The organism is Sphingomonas sp. 320_CC (genome assembly GCF_059691795.1).
The window spans coordinates 678,170-702,179 of the sequence record NZ_JCAWAE010000002.1 but is presented as its reverse complement, the minus strand read 5'-3'; the positions used below and the strand labels follow the sequence as shown (position 1 = coordinate 702,179).

The window sequence follows — 24,010 nt, the reverse complement described above, 5'->3', positions numbered from 1 at the left end:
CCCCTCCCGCAAGCGGGAGGGGAGTTAGGTGTCAGATCCGCGTCATCGACATCGCCTTCTCGCCGTAACGCGGCCCGGCAGTCCCACCCCTCGGCGCCGCCGCATCCAGCTTCGCCAGATCGTCCGCGCTCAGCGCAATATCCGCCGCCTTCATGCTGTCCTCCAGCGTAACCCGGCGCTTCGACCCCGGGATCGGCACGATGTCGTCGCCCTGCGCCAACAGCCACGCGAGCGCCACCTGCGCAGGCGAAGCGTCATGTGCGTCGGCGATAGACTTCACCACCGCGACCATTTCCATGTTCTTGGCAAAGTTTTCCTCCGAGTACCGCGGATCGTTGCGACGATAGTCACCCTCCGGCAGATCCGACCGAGCGGTAATCTGCCCCGTCAAAAACCCGCGTCCCAGCGGCGAATACGGCACGAACCCGATCCCCAGCTCGCGACACAGCGGCAGGATCTCGTCCTCCACATCGCGCTCCCAAAGCGAATACTCACTCTGCAAAGCCGCGATCGGATGCGTCGCCGCCGCCCGCCGGATCGTATCGAGCCCAGCCTCCGACAGCCCGAGATGCCGCACCTTGCCCTCGCGTACGAGGTCGCCCATCGCGCCGACCGTATCCTCGATCGGCACGCCCGGATCAACGCGGTGCTGGTAGAGCAGATCGATCGTCTCGACCCCAAGCCGCTTCAGCGATCCCTCGCACGCCCGCCGCACATTGGCCGGCGTCGAGTCCACCCCCGTCATCCCGTTCTCGTCATACCGAAACCCGAACTTCGTCGCGATCACGACGCCGTCGCGCTTGCCCCGGATCGCCTTGCCGACCAGTTCCTCATTGACCAGCGGGCCATAGATCTCGGCGGTGTCGAACAGCGTCACGCCCAGCTCGATCGCGCGGTGGATGGTGGCGATACTCTCGTCGGCGTTCGCCTCGCCGTACATGCCCTTGCCGATGCCGGCCATCGGCATGCAGCCGAGACCCAGCGCGGAAACCTCGAAATCAGGGCCGAGCGTGCGATACTTCATGCGGAATCTCCTGAGCGCCGTTCCCGTGATCGGACCGCGCCGCGACCGAGATGGTAACGGCGGTGTCCATCGTCACGTTCCCGACGGTCCTAAACAGGTCGGGTATGGTCTCGACTGCGATGAGCAGACCCAGCACCTCGAGCGGGATGCCCATCGCCAGCGCCACCGGCGCGACCGAGGCGACGAAGCTGATCGTGCCGGGCAGCGAGATCGACCCCATCGTGGTGATCGCCGCGGTCGCCACGCCCGCCGCCATCTGCCCAGGTCCGATCGGCAGCCCCAGCCAGTGCGCGACGTAGAGCGCAACTGCGAGGTTCATCGCCGGGCTGGTCGCGCGGAACACCGCGACCGACAGCGGCAGGACGATCCCTGCGGTGGCGGGCGACGCGCCGAGATCGGTCGAGGCCTTCAGCATTGCCGGCAGCGAGGCGAGCGACGATTGCGTGCTGATCGCCACCGCCTGCGCCGGCGCGACCGCGCGCGCGAACCGGCCGAAGCCGACCCGCCCGCCGATCATCCCGATCGGATAGGCGGCGAGCAGGACGATGAAGCCGATTGTCGAGACGCAGACGATATAGTGCAGCAGCGCGCCGAACGCCGCCGTACCGGTGCGCGCGCCGACCCCGTAGGCGAGCGCGAAGATGCCGATCGGTGCCAGCTTCAGCACCCACTTGATGATGATCAGCAGCGCGTCGACGACCGCCTGGAAGAAACCGGTCAGTATGCGACTACGATCGTCGGGCAGCTTCGTCACCGCAAACGCGAAGGTCAGCGCGAAGACGGTCAGCGGCAGGAACGAGTCGCTGGAGGCGGCCGCGACGATGTTGGTCGGCACGATCGTGTCGAAGAACGCACCGATCCCCGGCACCGGCCCGACCGGCGCGGCGCCCGTCAGCGCAGCGCGTAGTGCGGAGCCGAGCGCGTGCGGCAATGGGAAGGCATCGAGGATCAACGGCATGACCAGCGCGGACATGATCGTCGTGCTCCACAGGATGACGACGATCATCACCATCGCGCGCACGGTGATTCGCCCGGCGCGCGCGGCCTCGGTCGTCGCGCCGATACCGGTCACGAGCAGCCCGACGACCAGCGGCACGATCACCATCTGCAACCCGTGCAGCCACGCCGAGCCGATCGGTTGCGTCACCGCCGTCGCAGCGATCGCGTTCGCCGGCGACCAGGCCGCCGCAGCGATGCCCATCGCGATGCCACCGATCAGGGCCGCCAGAATCCGTGTAGTCTGCGACATGCTCGCCCTTCGTGTTCGACCGCGCTATCAACGGCTTCGGACACCGATACGGGACGGAAAGCGGACGCGATGGCAAGAAAATACTTCGGCACCGATGGCATTCGTGGCGCCACCAATGTCTCGCCGATGACGGCGGAGATGGCGATGAAGGTCGGCATGGCCGCCGGCGCCTACTTCCTGCGCGGCGATCACCGCCACCGCGTCGTGATCGGCAAGGACACGCGGCTGTCTGGCTATATGCTCGAATCCGCACTGGTTGCAGGGTTCACCAGTGTCGGCATGGACGTCGTCATGGTCGGGCCAATGCCGACACCCGCGGTCGCGATGCTCACCCATTCGATGCGCGCCGATATCGGTGTCATGATCTCTGCTAGCCATAACGCCTATGCGGACAACGGCATCAAGCTGTTCGGCCCCGACGGCTACAAGCTGTCGGACGAAGCGGAGGAAGCGATCGAGGCGCTGATCGACGGCGACATCCCGCTCGTGCCGTCCAGCCAGATCGGTCGCGCGCGCCGCATCGACGATGCGCAGGGTCGCTACATCCACTTCGCCAAGTCGACCTTCCCCGAGAATCTTCGCCTCGACGGCATGCGGGTCGTGATCGATTGCGCGAACGGCGCCGCCTACAAGGTCGCACCGTCGGCGCTGTGGGAACTCGGCGCGGACGTCGTCGCGATCGGCGTCACCCCCAACGGTACCAATATCAACGACGGCGTCGGCTCGACCGCGCCGCAGACGCTCGCCGAGACGGTGGTTGCCAGCGGCGCGGACATCGGCATCGCGCTCGACGGCGACGCGGACCGGCTGATCGTCGTCGACGAGACCGGCACGATCGTCGACGGCGACCAGTTGATGGCGACGATCGCGGCAAGCTGGGCGCGGCAGGGGCGGCTTGCGGGCGGTGGCCTCGTCGCGACGGTGATGTCGAACCTGGGCCTGGAGCGCCACCTTGCGGCGCAGGGCCTCGGCCTCGTCCGGACCAAGGTCGGCGACCGCCACGTGCTCGAGAAGATGCGCTCGAGCGGCTACAATGTCGGCGGCGAGCAGTCGGGCCACATCATCCTGTCCGACTATGCGACCACCGGCGACGGATTGGTCGCGGCGCTGCAGATCCTGGCGGAGGTCAAGCGTTCGGGCGCACTGGCGAGCGAAGTGCTGCACCGCTTCGAACCCTTGCCGCAATTACTCAAGAACGTCCGTTTCGCCGGTGGCAAGCCGCTCGATGACGATGCCGTAAAGGCGGTGATCGCGCAGGCCGAGGCAGAACTGGCCGGCAACGGACGTCTGGTCATCCGTCCATCGGGCACCGAACCGGTGATCCGCGTGATGGCGGAAGGCGACGACCCGGCCCAGGTCGAGCGCGTCGTCGACCGCATCTGCGACGCCGTCCGGAAGGCGGCCGCCTGATGCTCGAGATGCGCCCCGCCTGCGAACGCTGCACCACCGACTTGCCCGCCGATGCACCTGGCGCGTTCATCTGCTCGTTCGAATGCACCTTCTGCGCAGAATGCGCGGACGCACTCGACGAGCGCTGCCCGAACTGCGGCGGCGAATTGCTCGATCGGCCGACAAGGCTGGGCGAGGCGCCACCGCAAAAGCCGGCGGGCGCGCGGCGGCACTAGGCGCCGGTTGGGTAAGCGCGACCTCGCTCCTTGTTGCCACCCCAACCCCTCCTACCACCCCGGCGGAGGCCGGGGCCCAGTTGGAAAGGTCCAGGTAACAGATCGCAGTCCGCGGTTAGCAACGTCTCCCAATTGGGCCCCGGCCTCCGCCGGGGTGGATGCAGGCGTATGTCCAGCACCCCTGTCCTACATCCGACCGATCATGCCATAGCGCACACCATGACCGCCAACTGCGCCAACCCCAGTCCGACATCCCCATTCCAACCCCGCCTCAGGCAAAGTGCAGACCCGCGCCAGCGTCTGCACTTCGTGCACTTCGCCCCGATCTGGGACACTTTATGACAGCGCGGGTTCTCATAATAGCCGGCTCCGACTCGGGCGGCGGCGCAGGAATTCAGGCGGATATCAAGACGGTAACCATGCTCGGCGGCCACGCGATGACGGCCGTTACCGCGATCACCGCACAGAACACGCTCGGCGTGCAGGCGGTCCACCAGATCCCCACCGACATGGTCCTCGCGCAGATGAACTCGGTCGTTTCGGACATCGGCATCGACGCCGTAAAGATCGGCATGATCGGCTCCGCTGAAACGGCGCATGCGGTCGCTGCATATCTAGAGCGTCTTTCCCCCCTCCCTGAAAGGGAGGGGCCGGGGGTGGGTAGGCCGCTGGGTAAGCGCGACACCAGCCCCAAGCCAACCCACCCCCAACCCCTCCCTTCCAGGGCAGGGAGCAGACTTCCCATCATCTTCGACCCGGTAATGATCGCGACCTCCGGCTCCGTCCTCGCGAACCGCGACACGATCGCCGCCTTCACTCGCCTCATGCGGATCGCCACGCTCGTAACCCCCAACCTCCCAGAACTGATAGCCCTGGGCGGCGAGCAAGCAATCCGCGCACTAGGCCCGGCCGTCCTCATAAAAGGCGGCCACGCCGAAGGCCCCCACATCACCGACCGCCTCGTCACCGACGCCGGCGAAACCCGCTGGACCAATCCCCGCATCGAAACGCGCCACGCGCATGGCACCGGCTGCACGCTCGCCAGCGGCATCGCCACCGGGCTGGCCCAAGGCCTGCCGCTCGACGCCGCAATCGAGCGCGCCATCGCGTTCGTCCGCGCCGCGCTTGCCAACGCACCGGGGCTAGGCGCAGGCCACGGCCCAATGGGGCACGCCCTCGGCCCCAGCCCGTTCGACCAGTGGAAAGACCGCCAATGCCCGGCATGAAACACGAAAAGCTCTGCGTCGGCCCCGTCGCCGGTGTCGACGAAGCCGGCCGCGGCCCGCTCGCGGGGCCAGTCGTAGCCGCCGCCGTGATCCTCCCCGCAAAAGGCGTCCCCCGCGGTATCGACGATTCGAAGAAGCTCTCCGCTTCGGAGCGCGAACGGCTCTGCGCCCGTCTCAAAGGCTGTGCGATCGTCGGCATCGGCATCGTCCAGCCCGACGAGATCGACTCGCTCAACATCTACTGGGCGACGATGAAGGCGATGACGCTCGCGGTCGACGCGCTGGCGATCGAACTCGGCCAGGCCCCCGGCCACGTCCTCGTCGACGGCAACCGCTTGCCCCGCTGGACCTACCCCGCCACGCCCCTCGTTGGCGGCGATGCGAAGTCGCTGTCGATCGCCGCCGCCTCGATCGTCGCCAAGCACACGCGCGACCTCATCATGATCGCCGCCGCCGACGTGCACCCCGAATATAACTGGCATTCGAACAAGGGCTATGGCTGCGCGCACCACATGAAGGCGCTCCGCGATCACGGTCCCACGCCGATTCACCGCCGCAGTTTCGCCCCCGTCGCCGCCGCCTATCTGGCGCGCGAGGGACTTTTCGCACAGGAAACGACGAGCTGAGTCTTTCGCGCCACACCCCAAGGGCTTGAGCCGCGAGTCTCCCACGACTCAACATCTGGGCAACGGCGACTCGTTTGGTCGCAGCGACGGAATCGCATCGAAACGCCGTTAACGAATGTTTGCTTGACGGAGTCGGACAATTCCGCCGCTATGGGCGTCGATAAGGGGCGGAAAACATGGGTTTGATCGACACGATCGCACGGCCGCGTGCGAAAAAGGCAGTGGAGCCGGCGGTTCAAGCCGTCCTTCCGCTCGACCAGATCCTGCGCGGCGACTGCATCGAGCACATGAAGGCGCTCCCGTCGAACTCGATCGACATGATCTTCGCCGATCCCCCCTATAATCTCCAGCTCGGCGGTGAACTCTACCGCCCCGACGGCAGCCACGTCGACGCGGTCACCGACGACTGGGACAAGTTCGACACCTTCGCCGCCTATGACCGCTTCACCCGCGCCTGGCTCAAGGAAGCACGCCGGATCCTCAAGGACGACGGCGCGCTCTGGGTCATCGGCAGCTATCACAACATCTTCCGCGTCGGTGCGGCGGTGCAGGATCTCGGCTACTGGATCCTCAACGACATCGTCTGGCGCAAGACCAACCCGATGCCGAACTTCCGCGGCACGCGCTTCACCAACGCACATGAAACGCTGATCTGGGCGTCGAAGGGCGAGAAGGCGAAATACCACTTCAACTACCGCGCGATGAAGACGCTCAACGACGAACTCCAGATGCGCAGCGATTGGGAATTCCCGACCTGCGGCGGCGGCGAGCGGCTGAAGAAGAACGGCACCAAGGTCCATCCGACGCAAAAGCCCGAGGCGCTGCTCTACCGCATCCTGCTGGCGTGCACGAAGCCCGGCGACGTCGTGCTCGACCCGTTCTTCGGCACCGGCACCACCGGCGCGGTCGCCAAGCGTCTCGGTCGCAACTGGATCGGCATTGACCGCGAAGGCGACTACATCGAAGCCGCGCAGGAACGGATCGAGGCGGCTCTTCCGCTGGACGAATCGGCACTCGCGACGATGATGAGCCCCCGCACGCAGCCCAAAGTCGCGTTCGGCGTGCTGGTCGAGAACGCGTATCTCGCCCCCGGTGCGGTGCTGACCGACTCGAAGCGCCGCTGGCGCGCGACGATCCGCGCGGACGGCTCGCTGCTCAGCGACTGCGGCACGATCGGCTCGATTCACAAGCTCGGCTCGACGCTCCAGAACGCCCCCGCCTGTAACGGCTGGAGCTTTTGGCACTACGAAAGCGACAAGGGGCTGAAACCGATCGACGACCTTCGCCAGACGTATTTGCTGGCGAACACGATCTGAACAACACCGGGTAGCCCTGCAATGTTCTCCCGCGAAGGCGGGAGTCCAGTCTGGGTCCCCGCCTTCGCGGGGAAACAAATCGCGCTTGGCCGGGAGAGCGAACGATCATATCCGACACGCCCCGCTGACGGAGTAGATCGATGAGCCTCCACCTCCGCCCCGTCCAGTTCGTCGACACCCCGATCGGCCACGAAGACAACAGCGTCGCGCGCCTGGCGGGCGGGATGCAGTGGTTCGCCGCGTACGAAGTGATCGAAGGCCGCGCCCGCCGCACCATCCCTGTCGCCGAAGTCGCAACGCTGGGCGAGCGCGCCGCGCACCTCCACGCCGCCATCACCACCCCCCGCGCCGCACTGCAATTCGGCGAACGCACACTCCGTTTCGACCAGCCGATCGTCGCCGGCATCCTCAACGTCACCCCCGACAGCTTCTCCGACGGTGGCAAGCATGTCGACGACCCAGCCGCAGCGGCCGCCGCGGGAATCGACATGGCCGCAGTCGGGGCCACGCTGATCGACGTCGGCGGGGAATCCACCCGTCCCGGCGCTCCCGCGGTCTGGGAAGGCGACGAGATCGTTCGTCTGGTCCCCGTCGTCGAACGCCTCGCACGCGCCGGTGCGATCGTCTCGGTCGACACGCGCAAGGCCGCGGTCATGGAGGCGACGCTCGCTGCCGGCGCGCACATCGTCAACGACGTGGCTGCGCTCCTGTGGGACGACCGCGCGCTGAATGTTGTCGCAAAAAGTGGCTGCCCCGTCGTCCTGATGCACTCGCCCGACCCGAAGAAAGGCGGACACGGCAACGGCGGCTACACCAACGTCCTGACCGACGTGTTCGACTGCCTCGAAACCCGAATTGCCGCCGTCGTCGCGGGTGGCGTCGACGCCACGCGGATCATGGTCGATCCCGGCATCGGCTTCGGCAAGACGCTCGCCGAGAACCTCGCGCTGCTCAACGGTCTGGCGATCTTCCACGGGCTCGGCTGTCCGATCATGCTCGGCGCCAGCCGCAAGCGTCTGATCGGCGCGCTATCGAACGAAGCGCCGGTCGACCAGCGCCTCGCTGGTTCGCTCGCGCTGGCACTCAAGGGCGCCGAGGCCGGCGTCCAGATCCTGCGCGTCCACGACGTCGCAGAGACGGTGCAGGCGGTGAAGATCTGGCGAGGTCTGCGCGATCAGTCGCTCGTTGGCGGCTAAGCGGGGCGGCTGATCGTCGCTGCATTGCAGCGAAACGTCTCTTCGCCCATTAAAAGCCCTGTTAACAAGGGAGCTTTCGTTTGATCGTCACTGCAACACCGCGCCTCAGTCAAATTTTGAGCGAGGTCTGGCGCCCGCTGCTGGGTCTTTTCGTCTGGGACGTCGTCGTCACGATCACCTATTACGTCCTGCCGTTTCATGCGCCGGCCCTGCCCTTGACGCTGTTCGGTACCGCGCTGGCGCTGTTCCTCGGCTTCCGCGACAACTCCGCGTATCAGCGCTGGTGGGAAAGCCGCGGGCTGTGGGGCCTGATGATCAATGCCTCGCGCAATTTGGCGCGAATGGCGCGCAACATGCTGCCAGAGCCCGAAGGCCACGATATGAAGCGGACGATCGTGCTCCGCCAGATCGCGTATGTGAACGCATTGCGCTGTCAGTTGCGCAAGCAGCCCGCACCGCCCGAAGTGTTGCGCTTCCTGTCGAAGGAAGAGGCGTCGTTCGCGCTCGATCGCACCAATATCGCCAATGGCCTGCTCGACGGCACCGGCCGCCGAATCGATATAGCGCGCCGCAACGGCTGGATCGACACCATCCAGCAGACGCAATTCGAGGCGATCCTCGTCGATATCGCCAACGCGCAGGGTGGCATGGAGCGCATCAAGAACACGCCTCTGCCAAACCAGTATCGCTTTTTCCCCAGCATCTTCACGCGGCTGTTCTGCATCCTATTGCCGATCGGTCTAGTCGAGACGCTTGGGTTCGCGACGCCGATCGGCTCGACGATCGCCGGGCTGATGTTCCTGGCCGTGCTGCAGATCGGCGACGATCTGGTCGATCCGTTCGCGGACACGATCCACGACGTCCCGCTGAACGCAATGTGCCGAACGATCGAGATCGACCTCCTCCAGGCGATCGGCGACGAGGCTCCAGAGCCGTTGCAGCCTGTCCGCGGCGTGCTGTGGTAGGAACACAAAGGTCGGCGCCATGGAGCGTCGACCTCCTCTACAGAACGGCTGTCCCGCTGGCGCGTCGAAGAAAATTAAGGCCGGATCACGCAAAATCGGTTCCGGACAGTCGTAGATCGAAACACACCGCCGACTTCAGTGCGTGACCCCGTGGGTGTTCCTGGGACGATTTGTCGGTACGACGCTATTCGAGAGCTATCATGCAATCGGAAAGAGATCGAACGGTCTCGCCGTCGAATCTTGGACAGCCGACAGCCGAATGCAAAGCCATTGGCCGTCGATCGCTGTTCACCAGCGAAAACGAGTTCAGCTCAGATACCCGACGGGTCCGGGGCGGTGTCCGTTTCGGTTGCCGTTTGTGGCGTTGGCATGACGACCGGCGCCGGTTGCGGCTGTCCCGCCTGGCCGATCAATGCCGTGTTCTCGATCAGGTCGAGCGCTTGGCGGGCGACGACATAGCGTCGTGCCGCGTCGATCCAGTTGCCGGCCTGGGCTGCGCCGGGGAGGCGAGCGACTTCGGCGCGGGCCGCCTCGACCTGGCCAGCGCCAAGCAGTCGGCGCGCGCGTGCGAGGCGGTCGGCAGGCATCGGCGAGGGCGTGCCCGCCTTGCGCAAGACTACCAGTGAATCGATCTGATGCTGGATCGTATCGAGCCAGTTCTCGCCGGTCGAACTCGTGATGTCCGGCGCTATCGCATCGAGGCCCTGGCGCAGGTCCTCGAGCGTCACCGGTTGGCGCGCAGCCTGGATCAGCAGCATCGTCGCACGCGGCTGGGCTTGGCCGAACCGCAGGCGCAACTGTTCCTCAAGATAGCCGAGCCCGACCCCGCGATCGAGCGCACGGCGCGCGGCGAACGCCACCAGAAGCCCCTCTGCGCGCGTCGCCTGCCCACCGGCTGCGGCTGCGTCGGTGGTGATCGCTGCGGTGCGCGCCTCGAGCGCGGTCAACTGGCCCGCCAGCGTCGCCTCGCGGGTTGCCAGCACGGCGGTGTCGACCGGCGCGGCCGCCTGGGGCTGGCCATCCGGGCCGAGCGGTTGCGACGGGATATACCCGGAATTGCCCGCGGCGGCTTTCTGGCCTGCGACGGGTGCGCCAGCGGTGGTCGACGCCGTGGCGCCGAACCAGGGCAGCTTCCTCGCCGCATAGGCCATCAGCCCGAGCCCGGCGATGAACGCGAGCGCGGTGAGGGCGATGATGACGCCCATTCTGGGTCCGCGTGCCCGTGGGCGATCGGTCGGCACATGGTCGCTCATGGCGTGCTTATCCCCGCCACGCACCGGATGGTCAATCGCGCGTATGTTCGCACGTGCAGCAGCCAGCGCGACGAGCGCTGGATCGCTCGGTTGCGGCGCGATCGAGACGGTCGCCCAGCCGGTTCCGGCCGCTTCGGCAACGGCGGCGCTGATCGCGGCGATCTCGATGCCGGATCGGTCGATGCCCGGAATATCCAGCACCTCCTTCAGCCGGGTCGCGGCGCGTTCGGAGTGCAGCAGCACGACGGTATCGGCGAACGATCGCGCCACCGCTGCGTCGATCGGTACGGCATCGCTGGCATAGACGGTGACCGCCTCGACCCCGTCGTCGGTCGGGGCACGATCGCGCCCGGCAAGATGCAGCAGTCGCGCAAAACCACGATCACGCGCTTCGGCGACGGCATCGCGCGCATCGCCCGATCCGGTGACCGCGACCGCAAAGCCCGAGTCGGTCGCCGCTGCTGCCGTCGCAGCGCCGACCGCGATCACCGGCATGCGCTTCAACGCGTCCAGTCCTGCACCGCCATGCCGCACCGCGTTCGCGCTGGTCAGCAACAGTCCGTCGAACCCCGCCGGATCCGGTACGCTCCAGTCGACGGGCGTTACGGCGAACAGTGGAACCTGCCGCACGTCGAGCCCGAGCGCCCGCAGCGCCGCCGCAGTCCGCGCATTGCCAGGCTCCGGCCGCACGACGACGACCGCGTGGGGCGACGTCATGCCGCGAACAACCGACGGACGCTGGCCGGCGCGCGCGTGAGAAGGTCGACCGCCAGCATCGTACCCAGGTCTTCGCCGGCACCGCCCTCGATCGATCCGGCGACATCGCATGTCCCGTCCTCGGCGATCAGCTCGGCGCGCAACGTCAGCGTCTCGCCTGCCAGCGACGCGAGCGCCGCGACTGGCGAATGGCAGTCCGCGCCGAGCCGGGCGAGCAACGCGCGCTCGGTCAGCACGCACAGGCTGGTGTCGGCATGGTCGATCGCGGCGACGATCGCATGCGCGGCACTGCCGTCGAGAACCTCGATCCCGACCGCGCCCTGCGCCGGCGCGGGCAGCATGATATCGGTCGGGATCGCATGGCCGTCGTCGCGCCCGAGGCGATCGAGCCCGGCGGCGGCGAGCAGCGTGGCGTCCATCTCGCCGCTCGCCACCCGGCCGAGCCGCGTGTCGACGTTGCCGCGGATCAGAACGATCTCCAGGTCGGGCCGCAGCCTCAGCATCTGCGCGCGGCGTCGCGGTGAACTCGTGCCGACGACGGCGCCCGGACGCAGGTCGGCGAAGGTCTCCGCTCCGATCAGCCGATCGCGCACGTCGGCGCGCGGCAGCATCGCGGCGATTCTCAGCGTGTGCGGCCGGATGGTCTCGACGTCCTTCATCGAATGCACCGCACAGTCGATGTCGCCGTCGTGCAGCGCGCGATCGAGTTCCCTGGTCCACAGCGCCTTACCACCGATCTCGGCGAGCGCGCGATCCTGCACGCGGTCGCCCGTCGTTCGGATCACGACCGTCTCGACCTTGTCCGCCGACCAGCCATGTGCCGCGCACAGGGCATCGCGAACCAGGCCTGCCTGGGTGAGCGCCAGCGGCGAACCGCGCGTACCGAGCCGAAAAACTGTCATGCTGGATGCCATGCAGAAAGGGGCCCCCTTCGACAAGCTTCACGCAGGCCTATACAGACACGCGATGATCATTCTCGGCATCGAATCCTCCTGCGACGAAACCGCCGCCGCGCTCGTCACCGGCGACCGGCAGGTTCTGGCGCACCGGCTGCTCGGACAGGAAGCGGCGCACGCACCGTTCGGCGGCGTCGTCCCCGAAATCGCCGCGCGCGCGCATGTCGAGGCGCTGGAGCCGTTGATCGTCGCGGCGCTGGCCGACGCGAAGCTGACGCTGGCCGATGTCGACGCGATCGCCGCGACCGCGGGGCCGGGGTTGATCGGCGGGGTGATGGTCGGGCTCGTCACCGGCAAGGCGCTCGCGCACGCCGCGGGCAAGCCGTTGATCGCGGTCAATCATCTCGAAGGCCACGCGCTGTCGCCGCGCCTGTCGGACCCGGACCTCGAGTTCCCATACCTGCTGCTGCTAGTGTCGGGCGGGCATTGCCAGTTGCTGCTGGTGGAGGGCGTCGGTGCGTATCGGCGCCTTGCCACGACGATCGACGATGCGGCGGGCGAGGCCTTCGACAAGACCGCCAAACTGCTCGGCCTCGGCTTCCCCGGTGGTCCTGCCGTCGAACGGGCCGCGGCGTTGGGGGATCCCAAGGCCGTCCCCCTCCCGCGGCCACTGAAAGGCTCGGCCGAGCCGCATTTCTCGTTCGCCGGACTGAAGAGCGCGGTCGCGCGCGTGGTCGGCCAGTATTCGTCCGAGGACATCGCCGCCTCGTTCCAGGCGGCGGTGGTGGACTGCCTGATCGACCGCACGACCAAGGCTCTGCGGACATCGCATGGCGCCACCGCGCTCGTCGTCGCGGGCGGAGTCGCGGCCAACACGGCGGTCCGTACCGCGTTGCAGGGGCTCGCAACTGCGCACGGGCTCCGCTTCGTCGCGCCGCCCTTGTGGCTGTGCACCGACAACGCCGCGATGATCGGCTGGGCGGGGGCCGAGCGGTTCGCCGCGGGCCTCACCGATCCGCTCGATGTCGCCGCGCGTCCGCGCTGGCCGCTCGATCCGAATGCCGAAGCCGTGCGTGGCGCAGGGGTGAAGGCATGAAAATCGGCGTCATCGGAGGCGGCGCGTGGGGCACGGCCCTGGCTCAGGTCGCGGCCTATGGTGGTCGCGAGGTGATCCTGTGGGCACGCGAGGGCGCGGTGGTCGAGTCGATCAACACTGCCCATGAGAACACGCTGTTCCTCGGCGGCGTCGCGCTGTCGCCGGGGATCCGCGCGACCGACGACCTCGCCGCGCTCGCGGACATGGATGCGATCCTCGTCGTCGCGCCCGCCCAGCACGTCGGCAGCGTGCTCGCGGCCGCCCCGATCGGCCGCATTCCGCTCGTGCTCTGCGCGAAGGGGATCGAGGCGGGGAGCAAGCGTCTCGTCGGCGAGGTCGCGCGCGCGGTACATCCCGATGCGCCGATCGCGGTGCTCTCGGGACCGACCTTCGCGCACGAAGTTGCTGCCGGGTTACCGACCGCAGTGACGCTGGCCTGCGAGGATGCGGCGCTCGGCGAGCGGCTCGCGACACGCCTCGCGGCCCGCCATTTCCGCACCTACGCCTCGACCGACGTCGCGGGTGCGGAGATCGGTGGCGCGGTGAAGAACGTCCTCGCGATCGGTTGCGGTGTGGTCGAGGGGGCAGGGCTCGGCCAGAACGCGCGCGCCGCGTTGATCGCGCGCGGGTTCGCCGAGATGACGCGGTTTGGGCTGGCACGCGGCGCGCGCGCGGAGACGCTCGCCGGGCTTTCCGGGCTGGGCGATCTCGTGCTGACCTGCTCCTCGACCAGTTCGCGCAACTTCTCGCTGGGTGTCGGCCTCGGGCGCGGCGAGTCGGCGGCGACCTTGCTGGCAGATCGCCGGACCGTCGCGGAAGGCGCCTTCACCGCGCCCGTCTTGCGCGAAGCGGCGCGCGACGCGCGCGTCGACATGCCGATCACCGAAGCCGTCTGCCGACTGCTGGAGGGCGCTCCGGTGAGCGACGTTATCGGCGATCTGCTCGCCCGGCCGCTGAAGGGCGAGGCGGGCTGACGACGCGACCAATCCGCGAATGGGCTTGCCTCGTTCGCGGATTGTTCTATTTCCGCCGCATGCTCGATATGCCGCCGGACTCCTGCATCGACGAACCTGGATCACCCTTATGTGCGGCCGACGTAGCGCGCGGCGTGATCCGGATGTTGCTGCGCCACGATCTCACCGCGATGACCGAAGTCCCGCTCGATGGCGGCCGCCGTGCCGACCTGATGGCGGTGGACGCGCGCGGCCAGATCGTGATCGTCGAGATCAAGGTGTCGCGTGCCGATCTGCTAGGCGACGGGAAGTGGCCGGATTATCTCGGGCATTGCGACCGGTATTTCTGGGCGGTCCCGGCCGGGTTCGACGTCGGGCCGCTGAACGGGCCCGCGTTCCTGCCGGAGCGTACCGGGATCATCGTCGCCGACCGCTATGACGCGGCGATCGTGCGCGAGGCGCATACCGTGCCGCTGCCCGCGCATGTGCGGAAACGGTGTACGCTGGCGTTCGCCCGGCGCGCGGCACGGCGGCTGATCGCGCAAATGGACCCGGACGCCGACGGGTTGGCGTTCTGACACTAAATCCTCCCCCGCCAGGGGGAGGTGGCACCGCAGGTGACGGAGGGGGAGGAACACGCAACGACTGTTACCCATTCCTCCCCCTCCGTCTGGCAAGCGCCAGCCACCTCCCCCTGGCGGGGGAGGATCAGAACTTCAAAACTCAGAACTTCGGGCCCGACACGGCCTTGCGCACCTTCTTCGGCGCATCTTCCAGGAGCTTGCTCACGATCGGGTTGCGTCCATCCTGCTTGGCATAGGCGCGCGCGGACATGCCCGCCATGATGTCCGCCTGGTCGGGGTCGGCGTTCTCGGCAAGCAGCACCCGGATCATGCCCACATCGCGACGCTGCACCGCGCGGATCAGCGGTGTCTCGCCCGCCGAATTGGCGAGGTTCGGATTCGCCCCAGCCGCGGTCAGGATCGGGATCATGTTCGTCTGACCCAGCGTCACGGCGAGCAGCAATGGCGTGTTGCCCTTGCCGTCGCGCAAATTCGCATCCGCGCCCTTTTGCAGCAGGAAGCGCAGATACACCTCGTCGCCGCGCTTGATGACGATGTGGAGCGCGCCCTCCCCGCTGGTCACGTCGCGCGTGTTGATGATGTTGCTGCCGGGCTTGCCGAGCATCTCCAGCACCTCGTTGTTCTTCGCATCGCGCACCGCGGACAGGAACTTGTACCCCTCCGACTGGCCTTGCGCGAACGCGGGCGCCGCGACGCAGGCGAGCGCAGGCGTCAGGAGGGTAGCGGCGAGCATCAGGCGGATACGCATCGAGAGACTTCCTTGGTTCGTCCTGGATATAGGGTGACGCTTGCGCCGCAGTAGCGAACAGATCAAGGCTGGCGGGACCATGACCCTCCGTTTCCTTCTCATACCGGCACTCGCCTTATCCGCGTGCACCGCCTCGGCACCGCCCGCCAAACCGCCGCTCGAAGGTGCGCGGATCGGCGGCGCCTTCACGCTGACCGACCAGAACGGGCGGACTGTTACCGAGCGCAACTTCGACGGCAAATACCGGATCATGTATTTCGGCTACACCTTCTGTCCCGATGTGTGTCCGACGGATGTCCAGGCGATCGGCGCCGCCGTGAAAAAGCTCGAGGCGAGCGATCCCGCGCTCGCCGCGAAGATCGTGCCCGTGTTCGTGACCGTCGACCCGACGCGCGACACCCCCGCGGTGCTCAAGCAGTTCGTCTCCGCGTTTCACCCGCGCATGGTCGGGCTGACCGGCACCGACGACCAGATCGCCAGGATCAAGACCGAATACGCGGTCTATTCGAGCAAGGGCGACGCCTCCCCCGGCGGCGGCTACCTCGTAAACCACTCGCGCCAGGCCTATCTGATGGACCCGGACGGCAAGCCCCTCGCTTTGCTGCCGCAGGAACAAGGGCCCGACGCAGTGGTGACGGAAATCAAGCGCTGGGCTCGATGAGCGCGCGCTTCTGGGAAGATACGCCGATCGACCAGCTCGATCGCGGCCAGTGGGAAGCGTTGTGCGACGGCTGCGGCAAATGCTGCATCCACAAGCTCGAGGACGAGGATACCGGCGAGCTCGTCGCGACCAACGTCTCGTGCCGCCTGCTCGACCGGCGCAGCGGGCAATGCTCCGATTACCGCCACCGCCACGCCTATGTGCCCGAATGCGTGCGGCTGACGACCGGCAACGTCCGCGGGATCGACTGGCTGCCGTCGACCTGCGCCTACCGCCTGCGCGCAGCCGGCGAGCAACTGCCCGAATGGCATTACCTCGTCTGCGGCGACCGCGAGGCCGTCCACCGCGCCAAGCAATCGGTCCGTGGCTGGACGATCAGCGAGGACGAGGCCGGCGAGCTCGAATACCACGTCATCGACCGGGAACTGTGACGCAGTGATAGCCCGATGATCGAGGGCCTGGAGATCGTCCGTCACCCGCGCGCACGCCGCGCGCGACTGTCAATCGATCCCGCGAGTGGCCGGGCAAGGCTCGTCCTTCCCAAGCGCGCAGCGTTGAAGCAGGCGCTGGCGTGGGCGGAAGACAAGGCGGGCTGGATCGCCGAACAGCGCGCGCTTCTCCCCCAGCCGCGCCCGTTCGTGCCCGGCGCGGTCCTTGCCGTCGCCGACGAGCCCCTGACGATCGAGTGGACGCCGGGCAGCCGCCGAACCGTGGTCCGCGAAGGCTCGGTCCTGTCGTTGTCCGGTCCGGCCGAAACCATCGCCCGTCGCGTCGAAGCATGGCTCAAACGCACCGCGCTCGCCGTGCTGGAGACCGAGACCGCCGAATACGCCGCCAAGGCGAAGGTCAGCGTCGCGCAGGTCGCGGTCGGCGATGCCAAGGGCCGCTGGGGAAGCTGCGCGCCGAGCGGGATCATCCGCTACAGCTGGCGGCTGATCCTCGCACCAAGCTGGGTCCGTCGCGCCACCGTCGCGCACGAAGTCGCGCACCGCGTCCACATGAACCACGCGCCGGTCTTCCACGCACTCGTGGAGCAATTGTACGGCGAAGACCCGACGCCCGCGCGCGTCTGGCTACGCACGCACGGCGCGGAGCTTCACTGGTTCGGACGCTCTTCCTGATCGCTCTGGAAGCGCTGCGTCTGCACCTGGTCGCGTGGCACATCGCGTTGGAGAGGTTGCCGGCCAGCCGGTGACGGCTCACGCCGCTCACGCCCGGTGACCCGGTCGATCCAATCCTGGTTCATCTGCTGTGGAGGCGGAGCAGGTGCCACCTCGGGCTGATCCGCATCGGGCCGCGGGATCGTGTCGCCGGTCTGCGCGTCGGTCGGCACCGGCGGCTGGCCTTGCTCGATCGGATTGCCGTCCGCGTCGACCGCCATCTGGCCATTGTCTGGCTGGCCAAAATAGCTCTCCTCGTCGGGCTCGAGCTGCCATTCGGGTAGCGTGACCTTCGTATCGAACTGCTCGATCGGACGGTTGGCTGTCGCAGGCTTCATGAACGCCGCCCATGCCTTTGCCGGCGCGGTGCCGCCATGCAGGCCGGCGATCGGCTTGGCGTCGTCGCGGCCCATCCACACGCCGGTCGTGATGCCGCTGGAGAAGCCGAGGAACCAGCCGTCCTTCGATGCGGTGGTGGTGCCGGTCTTGCCCGCGACTGGGCGGCCGATCTGCGCAGCGCGCCCGGTGCCGGTGTTGACCGCGGTCTGCAACAGGTCGGTCATCTCGGCGGCGACATAGGGTGCGACGAGCACGTGGCTGCGGTCGACCTCGTGCGTGTAGATCGTCTGGCCGTTAGCGGTCACGCGCGTGATCCCGTACGGAGTCACCGCAACGCCCTTGTTGGCGACCGAAGCAAACGCGCGCGTCATGTCGATCACGCGGACCTCAGACGTGCCGAGCACCATCGACGGATGGACGTTGACCGGGGTGGTGATCCCGAACCGCCGCGCCATGTCGGCGACCGTGTTGAAGCCGACCTCCTGCCCGAGTTTGGCGGCGACGGTGTTGAGCGAATAGGCGAATGCGGTCCGCAACGAGACCGCGCCGGAATTGCGCCGCGAATCGTTGCGTGGGCTCCAGCCGTTGATCGTGACGGGTTCGTCGACGATCGAGTCCTCAGGCTTGTGGCCAGCCTCGAGCGCGGCGAGGTACACGAACAGCTTGAACGACGAGCCCGGCTGGCGGACCGCCTGTGTCGCGCGGTTGTAGATCGACGAGACGTAATCCTTGCCGCCGACCATCGCGCGGACCTCGCCGCCACGATCGAGCGCGACCAGCGCGCCCTGTGCTCCAGGAGGCGCATTCGCGCGGATCGCGTCATCTGCCTGGCGCTGCATCGTTAGGTCGAGCGTCGTCCACACCTCGAGTGGCTCGGTCGTCTCGTCGATCAGCGTATCGAGCTGCGGCAGCGCCCAGTCGGTGAAGTACCGCACGCTGTTCTGTTTGGGCTCGGGCGCGAGTTTCAGCCCGGATACGTCGGCATCGGCAGCCTCCGACGCGGTGATCGCGCCGGTTTCCTGCATCGTCTCCAGCACCACCCCGGCGCGGCCCATTGCGGCCTCGGCATCGGCGGTCGGCGAATAGTTGGACGGCGCCTTGACGAGGCCGGCGATGACCGCAGCCTCGGCGAGGCTAAGATGATCCGCACCGTGTCCGAAGAACTTCCGCGAAGCCGCGTCGATCCCGTAGGCGCCGCCGCCATAATAGACCTTGTTCAGATACAGTTCGAGGATCTGATCCTTCGAGAACTTCCATTCGAGCGCGAACGCCAGGATGCCCTCGCGGAATTTCCGCCCGAACTTCTTCTGGTTGTTGAGGAAGACGGTACGCGCGAGCTGCTGCGTGATCGTCGATCCCCCTTGCGTCCAGTGTCCGCGATCGAACCGCACCTTCACGGAGCGCGCGATGCCGACTGGATCGACGCCGATATGCGAGCGAAAGCGCCGATCCTCGACCGACACCGTCGCGTCGCGCATCACCTTGGGGATCTGCCCGTAAGGCAGCCACTCGCCGAAGCTCGGTCCCATCGACACGATCACCGTGCCGTCGGCGGCATGGACGCGGATCATCTGGCCGTTGGGCGAGGACTTCAGGCTGTCGAAACTGGGGAGCTGCGACATCGCGATATAGACCGCGATCGCCAGCGCGCCGAGCGCGAGGACGCCGATCCCGACCATGACCTGGAGAAAGACGACCAGCCGCCGCCGCCAGCGTGACGCCGGGGGAGTTGGGGACCGACGGGACGGGGGAGCAGAACGCGTACGAGCCATGTGGCCGCAGAATTACGCGCGATGGTCCCGCCCTACAAGCGACATCAGGCCGCGACGTTCGCTTTGCGCGGCCGGAATTCGAGCGAGAGCGAGTTCATGCAATAACGCTGCCCGGTCGGCGGCGGACCGTCCGGGAAGACGTGGCCCATATGGCTGTCGCAGCGCGCGCACCGCGTCTCGATGCGGGTCATGCCGTGGCTGCGGTCGGCGTGATCGGTGACCGCGTCGGGACCGATCGGCTGGGTAAAGCTCGGCCAGCCGGAGCCGGAATCATATTTGTCGGCGCTGTCGAACAGTTCGTTGCTGCACGCCGCGCACCGATAGATGCCGTCGGCCTTGTTGTCGTTGAGGACGCCCGCAAAGGCGCGCTCGGTGCCACCTTCGCGCAGTACGTGATATTGTTCGGGGGACAGCCGCTTGCGCCATTCGGCCTCGGAAAGATTGAGTTGATTCATGGACATGCATCTCTTGCTGGCGGGTCGTGCTGGCGGGACGGATTTCAATATTGCCCCATTCTGGTTGCGTTCGCGATGACCTGGATCAGTGCGGGCCGCATGAACGGAAGCAGCCACGCGGCGCGTTCGCTTTCGGCGATGTGACGGACGATGCTCGCGATACCTATCGGGCGGGCGAGGCGGCGAGCGAACGTCTCCTGCCACTGCGCGGCGGAGGCGGCGCCGCCTTTTTCGTAGGCGCGCGCAGCCGCAACGCCGCTGGCGAGCGCGATGCCCATCCCCTCGCCAGCGAGCGAAGGGATCACGCCCGCTTGGTCGCCGAGCCGGAAGATCGCGTCGACGCCGGTGCGTTGGCGCCAGCCGTAAGGGACGTTGGCGATCGCATCGATCGACGCGGTCGGCGCGATCAGCGCGATCCATTCGCCGAGCGCGGGCATGTCTCGACCCAGCGTTTCGAGCAATTGCGCGGGCGACCCTGCCGCCTGGAGCCGCGAACGATGCACCGCCATGCACAGGTTCGCGGTGCCGTCCTCCTGCATCGCCAGCCCGGCATAGCCGCGGTCGAACAGATGCAGTTCGATGCCATCGGCGAGCGCTCGGCTGAGGGTAGGCGAGGGGGCGATCCGGACCCGTATTCCCAGTGTCGGGTCGTCGCCACGCGCGTCTTCGGGACGCGCCATGCCGCGTACGTCATGCTTGCCGCTGGCGAGGAACAGCGCGTCGGTCGCGATCGTCGCACCGTCTGCGAGCCGTGCGCTCGTCGCGTCGATCTCGCGCACGGTGATCCCGCGCTCGACCGGGGTTCCGAGCCGTTCGGCTTCCGCCAACAGCACTGTATCAAGCCGACGACGCGACACCGAGACCGCCGGATGGGGAAGGGCGGCCTCCGCACGGCGATTGCCCGCGAAAATACGGGCCCGCGTCACGCGGTCGGGGTTCAACGTGTCGGGATCGATCCCGAGTCCGTCGAGCGTCTCCAGCGTCCGCCAGCTCAGGAACCCGCCGCAGATCGCATCGCCGGTCTCACGCGATCGCTCAACGAGCAGATGCGGCCGGCCGGCACGCGCGAGGCAGATCGCGGTCGCGGCCCCGGCGAGTCCGCCGCCGACGATTAGCGCAGGCGTTCGACGCATAACCGGAACGGGAATACGCGGCGGACTTTCGCCTCGGTGATGCCGGCCTCGGCGAGCAGCGGCGGCCATTCGTCTGGGCGATAGCTGCGCGCGATCGACAGCGTGCCGTCGTGGCGGACGATCGGGTGCCAGCGCGCGATCGTCGCAAGAACCGGGAAGCCCCAATGCGCGAAGCCGTGCCGGTGGAGGTCGTTGACGAACCATCCTGCACTCGCATGTCCTTCCATGAACCGCAGGAACGCGATCAACTGGTCGTGGCTCATGTGATGCGCGACGAGGCTGCTGACGATCACGTCCCAAGGCTCGCCGGCAAGGTCGGCATAGTCGCCCGTGACGTAGCGGATGTCGCCGCCATGCGCCCGCGCCGCCTGTTCGCTGCGCGGGTTCAGGTCGACCCCGACCAGCTCCGCCTCGATACCCTTCGCCTTCGCCCAATTTGCGATCCGGCGCAGCATGTCGCCATCGCCGAACCCTACGTCGAGCAACCGGAAACTCTTCCGCCCCGCAGTCGCCCGCGCGAGAAAGTCGAGCGTCGGCCGGCGCGCCATCGTCACCGTGTTGACCGTCGCGAGATCGCCCACGACGTCGGCATAGGTCGCCGCATCGAGATCGTCGGCGTCCATCAGCTCTTCGGCCTGGCTGCGGACCGCGAGGCTCATGCGGCGCTCCGGAACCCGAAGCCCTCCGCCGCCAGCCCCGGCCCGAACGCGAGCGCCACGCCGTGCTCCACGGGCGGCCCGGCGAGCAATCGCTCGAACACGAACATCAAGGTCGCCGACGACATGTTGCCATTGTCCGCCAGCACCTGCCGCGACGCCGCCAGTGCGTCGGGGTTCAAATGCATCGCATGCTCGACCGCATCGAGGATCGATCGCCCGCCGGCATGGACCGCCCAGCCATCGATCGATTCCGGCGGCTGCCCCGCACTCACGATCGCACGGAAATCCTCGTCGGACAGCGCGGCGGCGATCCGTCCCGGCACTTCGCCCGACAAATGCATCGCAAAGCCCGCATCCGTGACGTCCCAGCGGATCAGCGTCTCGCTATCGGGCAACGACGCGGCGAACGGCGCTTCGAGCGCGAACCCGGTCGCATCCGCCGTCACCAGCGCCGCCGCGGCACCATCGCCGAATTGCAGCATCGCCAGCAGCGCCTCGATGTCGTTGGCCGGTTGCAGGTGCAGCGTGGACAGCTCCACGGTGACGACCAGCACGCGCGCGCCGGGCTCGGAGCGAACGATATGCCGCGCACTCCGCAACGCGACGATCGCCGCGTAGCACCCCATGAAGCCTATCAGCAGCCGCTCCACGCTCGACGAAAGACCAAGCCTGCGCGCGATGATCTGGTCGATCCCCGGCGCGACGAAGCCCGTGCAACTGGCCACGACCAGATGCGTGATGCCCTCGACCGCGACCTTCTCGCGCAACGCCTCGATCGCGCGGATCGCGAGGTCGGGCGCATGCTCGGCATACAGGACCATCCGCGCGCTCGTCCCCGGATGGGGTTCCGTCGCGTAGAAGCCGGCATCGTCGACCGGTGAGCCACCGTCCGCGGTCGGCGGCAATACCGACCAGCGGTGGCCGATGCCCGATCGCGACGCCATCCGGTCGAACACGCGCTCGGCTCGGGCATCGACGCGCCCTCGCGCCCAGGCGATGAACGCCGCATGGATATCGTGACCGGGAACGGCGGACCCTACGGCGTTGAGATAAGCGGACACGATACCCTTTCCTGCGATCGACGCCCAACGCATGGCACGTTCGATCGGACTATGGGACGCACGCTATATCTGTTCGTCGCAAATCGGTTTCGCGTCTGAAGCGATATGTTGGCCCTAAAGCATCCTCAACCCTAACTTGCGCGTTGCTAAAAATATACCGGTTCGTGGTTCTCATCCAAACCCAAAATGGACAGCTGGCGAGCTTATAAGACCCATAACGATTTGATTAATATAAAATAAGTTTGAATATCATACTTAGATATAGTTCTATTTGTTGACGTGCGTTTCCGCATTTAACAAATCGGCAGGACAGCACTGAGGTTTTGGCGTTTAGTTCGAAGGTTGGGGTGTCTCAGTCCGTATCTGGGGTGGTCGAGGATTGACGTGCGATAGCAGCGACAGGCTGCGGGCATGGCGGTTCCGGTCGGGGGTCGATGGTAACGGGTCGATGGCAATGGGGAGCCTTTGGTGAAAAACGAAACCGTCGTGGAATTGATCAAGGATCTGACTGCAAAATTGTCGGCCGTCGCCGAAGAATTCAACGGACGGGTCGCCAAGGCCGCGGAACCGGTGCCGGCTGGGAACGAACCGAATGATGCCGCGCTCGTCGAGCATGCGAATGCGGTGCTCGAACAACGGCGATTGCGGCGGCAGTTCCTGCCCGGCGAACTGTTCCATGAACCGGCCTGGGACATGCTCCTCGCGCTGTTCGCGTCGCGCGACGATCGTATGCCCATGAACATCAAGGCGCTGGTCAGCATGTCCGACGCACCCGTCACCACATCGCAGCGCTGGATCGAACATCTGCACAAACTGAAACTGATCGACCGCGTCACCGACCCGACCGATCGGCGCCGCGTCGAGATATCGCTGAGCTATACCGGAGATCAGCAGATGAAGGCTTATCTGCGCGCGCTTCTTCGCGACTAGCTCGATCACTACGCCTGTCACGGCCGGCCATGACGCGTCTTCTCCAGGGACGTCGTCTGGCCGGCCTTTTTGCGCCTTGACAGTATCTGCGTAAATAAAGCCACTACGGTTCTGGATTGCTCAACAATAGAACGGCAATGACGAAAGATACCGTTTTGCTATGTGATGTAACGAACGTTCATCTGAAAACGGATGTTGTCACATTAACTATCATAGTTTGGCTTTATGATCCCATTATGATTTCGTAGTATTTGATTAAGTGGCTTCGGACAATTTGTTCCCGATCGAAGGGAACAAAATTGATTCGTCTAATGTCACAGCATGGAGGAAAGAGCGGGCGGTTTCGACGCGCTGCGGCACCTTGCC

24 protein-coding genes are annotated in these 24,010 nt (G+C 66.7%); 14 read left to right on the top strand and 10 right to left on the bottom strand.

Going from position 1 to position 24,010, the window contains the following annotated elements; genetic code table 11:
- Nucleotides 1–31: 31 nt before the first annotated feature.
- Nucleotides 32–1,024, bottom strand: a complete 993-nt coding sequence (locus tag AC59GX_RS10210; RefSeq protein ID WP_426283223.1) for an aldo/keto reductase — start codon at nt 1,022–1,024, stop codon at nt 32–34.
- Nucleotides 999–2,273 carry a dicarboxylate/amino acid:cation symporter gene (locus AC59GX_RS10205; protein ID WP_426283225.1) on the bottom strand — a complete coding sequence of 425 codons (1,275 nt, stop codon included), beginning with the start codon at nt 2,271–2,273 and terminating at the stop codon, nt 999–1,001. Before AC59GX_RS10205 ends, AC59GX_RS10210 begins: the two co-directional genes overlap by 26 nt.
- A gap of 69 nt (nt 2,274–2,342) precedes the next feature.
- On the opposite strand from AC59GX_RS10205, the gene glmM reads away from it, so the two are divergent.
- The 7 genes from glmM (at nt 2,343) to AC59GX_RS10170 (ending at nt 9,227) form a co-directional block, all read left to right on the top strand.
- On the top strand, nt 2,343–3,683 hold the full coding sequence (gene glmM, locus AC59GX_RS10200; protein ID WP_056487731.1) for a phosphoglucosamine mutase: 1,341 nt from the start codon (nt 2,343–2,345) through the stop codon (nt 3,681–3,683).
- Nucleotides 3,683–3,898 carry a DUF1272 domain-containing protein gene (locus tag AC59GX_RS10195; RefSeq protein ID WP_056064261.1) on the top strand — a complete coding sequence of 72 codons (216 nt, stop codon included), beginning with the start codon at nt 3,683–3,685 and terminating at the stop codon, nt 3,896–3,898. Before glmM ends, AC59GX_RS10195 begins: the two co-directional genes overlap by 1 nt.
- Before the next feature lie 338 nt (nt 3,899–4,236).
- On the top strand, nt 4,237–5,124 hold the full coding sequence (thiD, locus tag AC59GX_RS10190) for a bifunctional hydroxymethylpyrimidine kinase/phosphomethylpyrimidine kinase (RefSeq protein ID WP_426283227.1): 888 nt from the start codon (nt 4,237–4,239) through the stop codon (nt 5,122–5,124).
- Nucleotides 5,112–5,750: a ribonuclease HII gene (rnhB, locus tag AC59GX_RS10185; RefSeq protein ID WP_497301637.1), complete on the top strand. Its 639-nt coding sequence runs from the start codon at nt 5,112–5,114 to the stop codon at nt 5,748–5,750. Before thiD ends, rnhB begins: the two co-directional genes overlap by 13 nt.
- Nucleotides 5,751–5,926: 176 nt before the next feature.
- Complete coding sequence (locus AC59GX_RS10180) at nt 5,927–7,066, top strand: site-specific DNA-methyltransferase (protein ID WP_426283231.1); 1,140 nt, start codon at nt 5,927–5,929, stop codon at nt 7,064–7,066.
- A gap of 140 nt (nt 7,067–7,206) precedes the next feature.
- Complete coding sequence (gene folP / locus AC59GX_RS10175) at nt 7,207–8,262, top strand: dihydropteroate synthase (RefSeq protein ID WP_497301636.1); 1,056 nt, start codon at nt 7,207–7,209, stop codon at nt 8,260–8,262.
- A gap of 80 nt (nt 8,263–8,342) precedes the next feature.
- A complete protein-coding gene (locus tag AC59GX_RS10170; protein ID WP_056064245.1) occupies nt 8,343–9,227 on the top strand; it encodes a bestrophin family protein in 885 nt (294 codons plus the stop codon).
- Between the two features lie 311 nt (nt 9,228–9,538).
- Here AC59GX_RS10170 and AC59GX_RS10165 read toward each other — a convergent pair whose 3' ends face one another.
- Both AC59GX_RS10165 and hemC read right to left on the bottom strand, forming a co-directional pair.
- Nucleotides 9,539–11,197 (bottom strand): uroporphyrinogen-III synthase, encoded by a 1,659-nt coding sequence (locus AC59GX_RS10165; protein WP_426283235.1) that lies wholly within the window; start codon nt 11,195–11,197, stop codon nt 9,539–9,541.
- On the bottom strand, nt 11,194–12,099 hold the full coding sequence (hemC, locus tag AC59GX_RS10160) for a hydroxymethylbilane synthase (protein ID WP_426283236.1): 906 nt from the start codon (nt 12,097–12,099) through the stop codon (nt 11,194–11,196). The genes AC59GX_RS10165 and hemC overlap by 4 nt, the downstream gene beginning before the upstream one ends.
- A 64-nt stretch (nt 12,100–12,163) precedes the next feature.
- On the opposite strand from hemC, the gene tsaD reads away from it, so the two are divergent.
- Genes tsaD through AC59GX_RS10145 form a run of 3 tightly spaced genes read left to right on the top strand, consistent with a single transcriptional unit; the run spans nt 12,164 to nt 14,720 of the window.
- Nucleotides 12,164–13,189 (top strand): tRNA (adenosine(37)-N6)-threonylcarbamoyltransferase complex transferase subunit TsaD, encoded by a 1,026-nt coding sequence (gene tsaD, locus AC59GX_RS10155; RefSeq protein ID WP_426283238.1) that lies wholly within the window; start codon nt 12,164–12,166, stop codon nt 13,187–13,189.
- Entirely contained in the window at nt 13,186–14,163 is a 978-nt protein-coding gene (locus AC59GX_RS10150; protein ID WP_426283240.1) for an NAD(P)H-dependent glycerol-3-phosphate dehydrogenase, read from the top strand. The genes tsaD and AC59GX_RS10150 overlap by 4 nt, the downstream gene beginning before the upstream one ends.
- A 59-nt stretch (nt 14,164–14,222) precedes the next feature.
- On the top strand, nt 14,223–14,720 hold the full coding sequence (locus AC59GX_RS10145) for an MmcB family DNA repair protein (protein ID WP_056064776.1): 498 nt from the start codon (nt 14,223–14,225) through the stop codon (nt 14,718–14,720).
- Nucleotides 14,721–14,865: 145 nt separating this feature from the next.
- Here the strand turns inward: AC59GX_RS10145 and AC59GX_RS10140 are convergent, their stop codons facing one another.
- The gene (locus AC59GX_RS10140; RefSeq protein ID WP_244647334.1) at nt 14,866–15,474 is read right to left on the bottom strand and encodes an ankyrin repeat domain-containing protein; all 609 of its coding nucleotides are present in this window, start codon (nt 15,472–15,474) and stop codon (nt 14,866–14,868) included.
- A 79-nt stretch (nt 15,475–15,553) separates the two neighbouring features.
- On the opposite strand from AC59GX_RS10140, the gene AC59GX_RS10135 reads away from it, so the two are divergent.
- The 3 genes from AC59GX_RS10135 to AC59GX_RS10125 are packed head-to-tail and all read left to right on the top strand — an operon-like array spanning nt 15,554 to nt 17,256.
- Nucleotides 15,554–16,135, top strand: coding sequence for an SCO family protein (locus tag AC59GX_RS10135; protein ID WP_426283243.1), 582 nt, complete (start codon nt 15,554–15,556; stop codon nt 16,133–16,135).
- The gene (locus tag AC59GX_RS10130; RefSeq protein WP_133020171.1) at nt 16,132–16,566 is read left to right on the top strand and encodes a YcgN family cysteine cluster protein; all 435 of its coding nucleotides are present in this window, start codon (nt 16,132–16,134) and stop codon (nt 16,564–16,566) included. Before AC59GX_RS10135 ends, AC59GX_RS10130 begins: the two co-directional genes overlap by 4 nt.
- A gap of 15 nt (nt 16,567–16,581) precedes the next feature.
- Nucleotides 16,582–17,256 (top strand): M48 family metallopeptidase, encoded by a 675-nt coding sequence (locus AC59GX_RS10125; protein ID WP_497301634.1) that lies wholly within the window; start codon nt 16,582–16,584, stop codon nt 17,254–17,256.
- Here the strand turns inward: AC59GX_RS10125 and AC59GX_RS10120 are convergent.
- Genes AC59GX_RS10120 through AC59GX_RS10100 form a run of 5 tightly spaced genes read right to left on the bottom strand, consistent with a single transcriptional unit; the run spans nt 17,232 to nt 22,714 of the window.
- Nucleotides 17,232–19,406 (bottom strand): transglycosylase domain-containing protein, encoded by a 2,175-nt coding sequence (locus AC59GX_RS10120; RefSeq protein ID WP_426283248.1) that lies wholly within the window; start codon nt 19,404–19,406, stop codon nt 17,232–17,234. The two genes, AC59GX_RS10125 and AC59GX_RS10120, sit on opposite strands and share 25 nt — an antisense overlap.
- Nucleotides 19,407–19,450: 44 nt before the next feature.
- Complete coding sequence (gene msrB, locus AC59GX_RS10115) at nt 19,451–19,861, bottom strand: peptide-methionine (R)-S-oxide reductase MsrB (protein ID WP_426283250.1); 411 nt, start codon at nt 19,859–19,861, stop codon at nt 19,451–19,453.
- A 44-nt stretch (nt 19,862–19,905) separates the two neighbouring features.
- On the bottom strand, nt 19,906–20,994 hold the full coding sequence (locus AC59GX_RS10110) for an NAD(P)/FAD-dependent oxidoreductase (RefSeq protein WP_426283252.1): 1,089 nt from the start codon (nt 20,992–20,994) through the stop codon (nt 19,906–19,908).
- Complete coding sequence (locus AC59GX_RS10105) at nt 20,973–21,653, bottom strand: methyltransferase domain-containing protein (RefSeq protein ID WP_426283253.1); 681 nt, start codon at nt 21,651–21,653, stop codon at nt 20,973–20,975. Before AC59GX_RS10105 ends, AC59GX_RS10110 begins: the two co-directional genes overlap by 22 nt.
- Nucleotides 21,650–22,714 carry a type III polyketide synthase gene (locus AC59GX_RS10100; RefSeq protein ID WP_426283255.1) on the bottom strand — a complete coding sequence of 355 codons (1,065 nt, stop codon included), beginning with the start codon at nt 22,712–22,714 and terminating at the stop codon, nt 21,650–21,652. The genes AC59GX_RS10105 and AC59GX_RS10100 overlap by 4 nt, the downstream gene beginning before the upstream one ends.
- A gap of 468 nt (nt 22,715–23,182) precedes the next feature.
- Here AC59GX_RS10100 and AC59GX_RS10095 point away from each other — a divergent pair, with 468 nt between their 5' ends.
- On the top strand, nt 23,183–23,644 hold the full coding sequence (locus AC59GX_RS10095) for a winged helix DNA-binding protein (protein WP_056488335.1): 462 nt from the start codon (nt 23,183–23,185) through the stop codon (nt 23,642–23,644).
- The last annotated feature ends 366 nt before the right edge of the window (nt 23,645–24,010 follow it).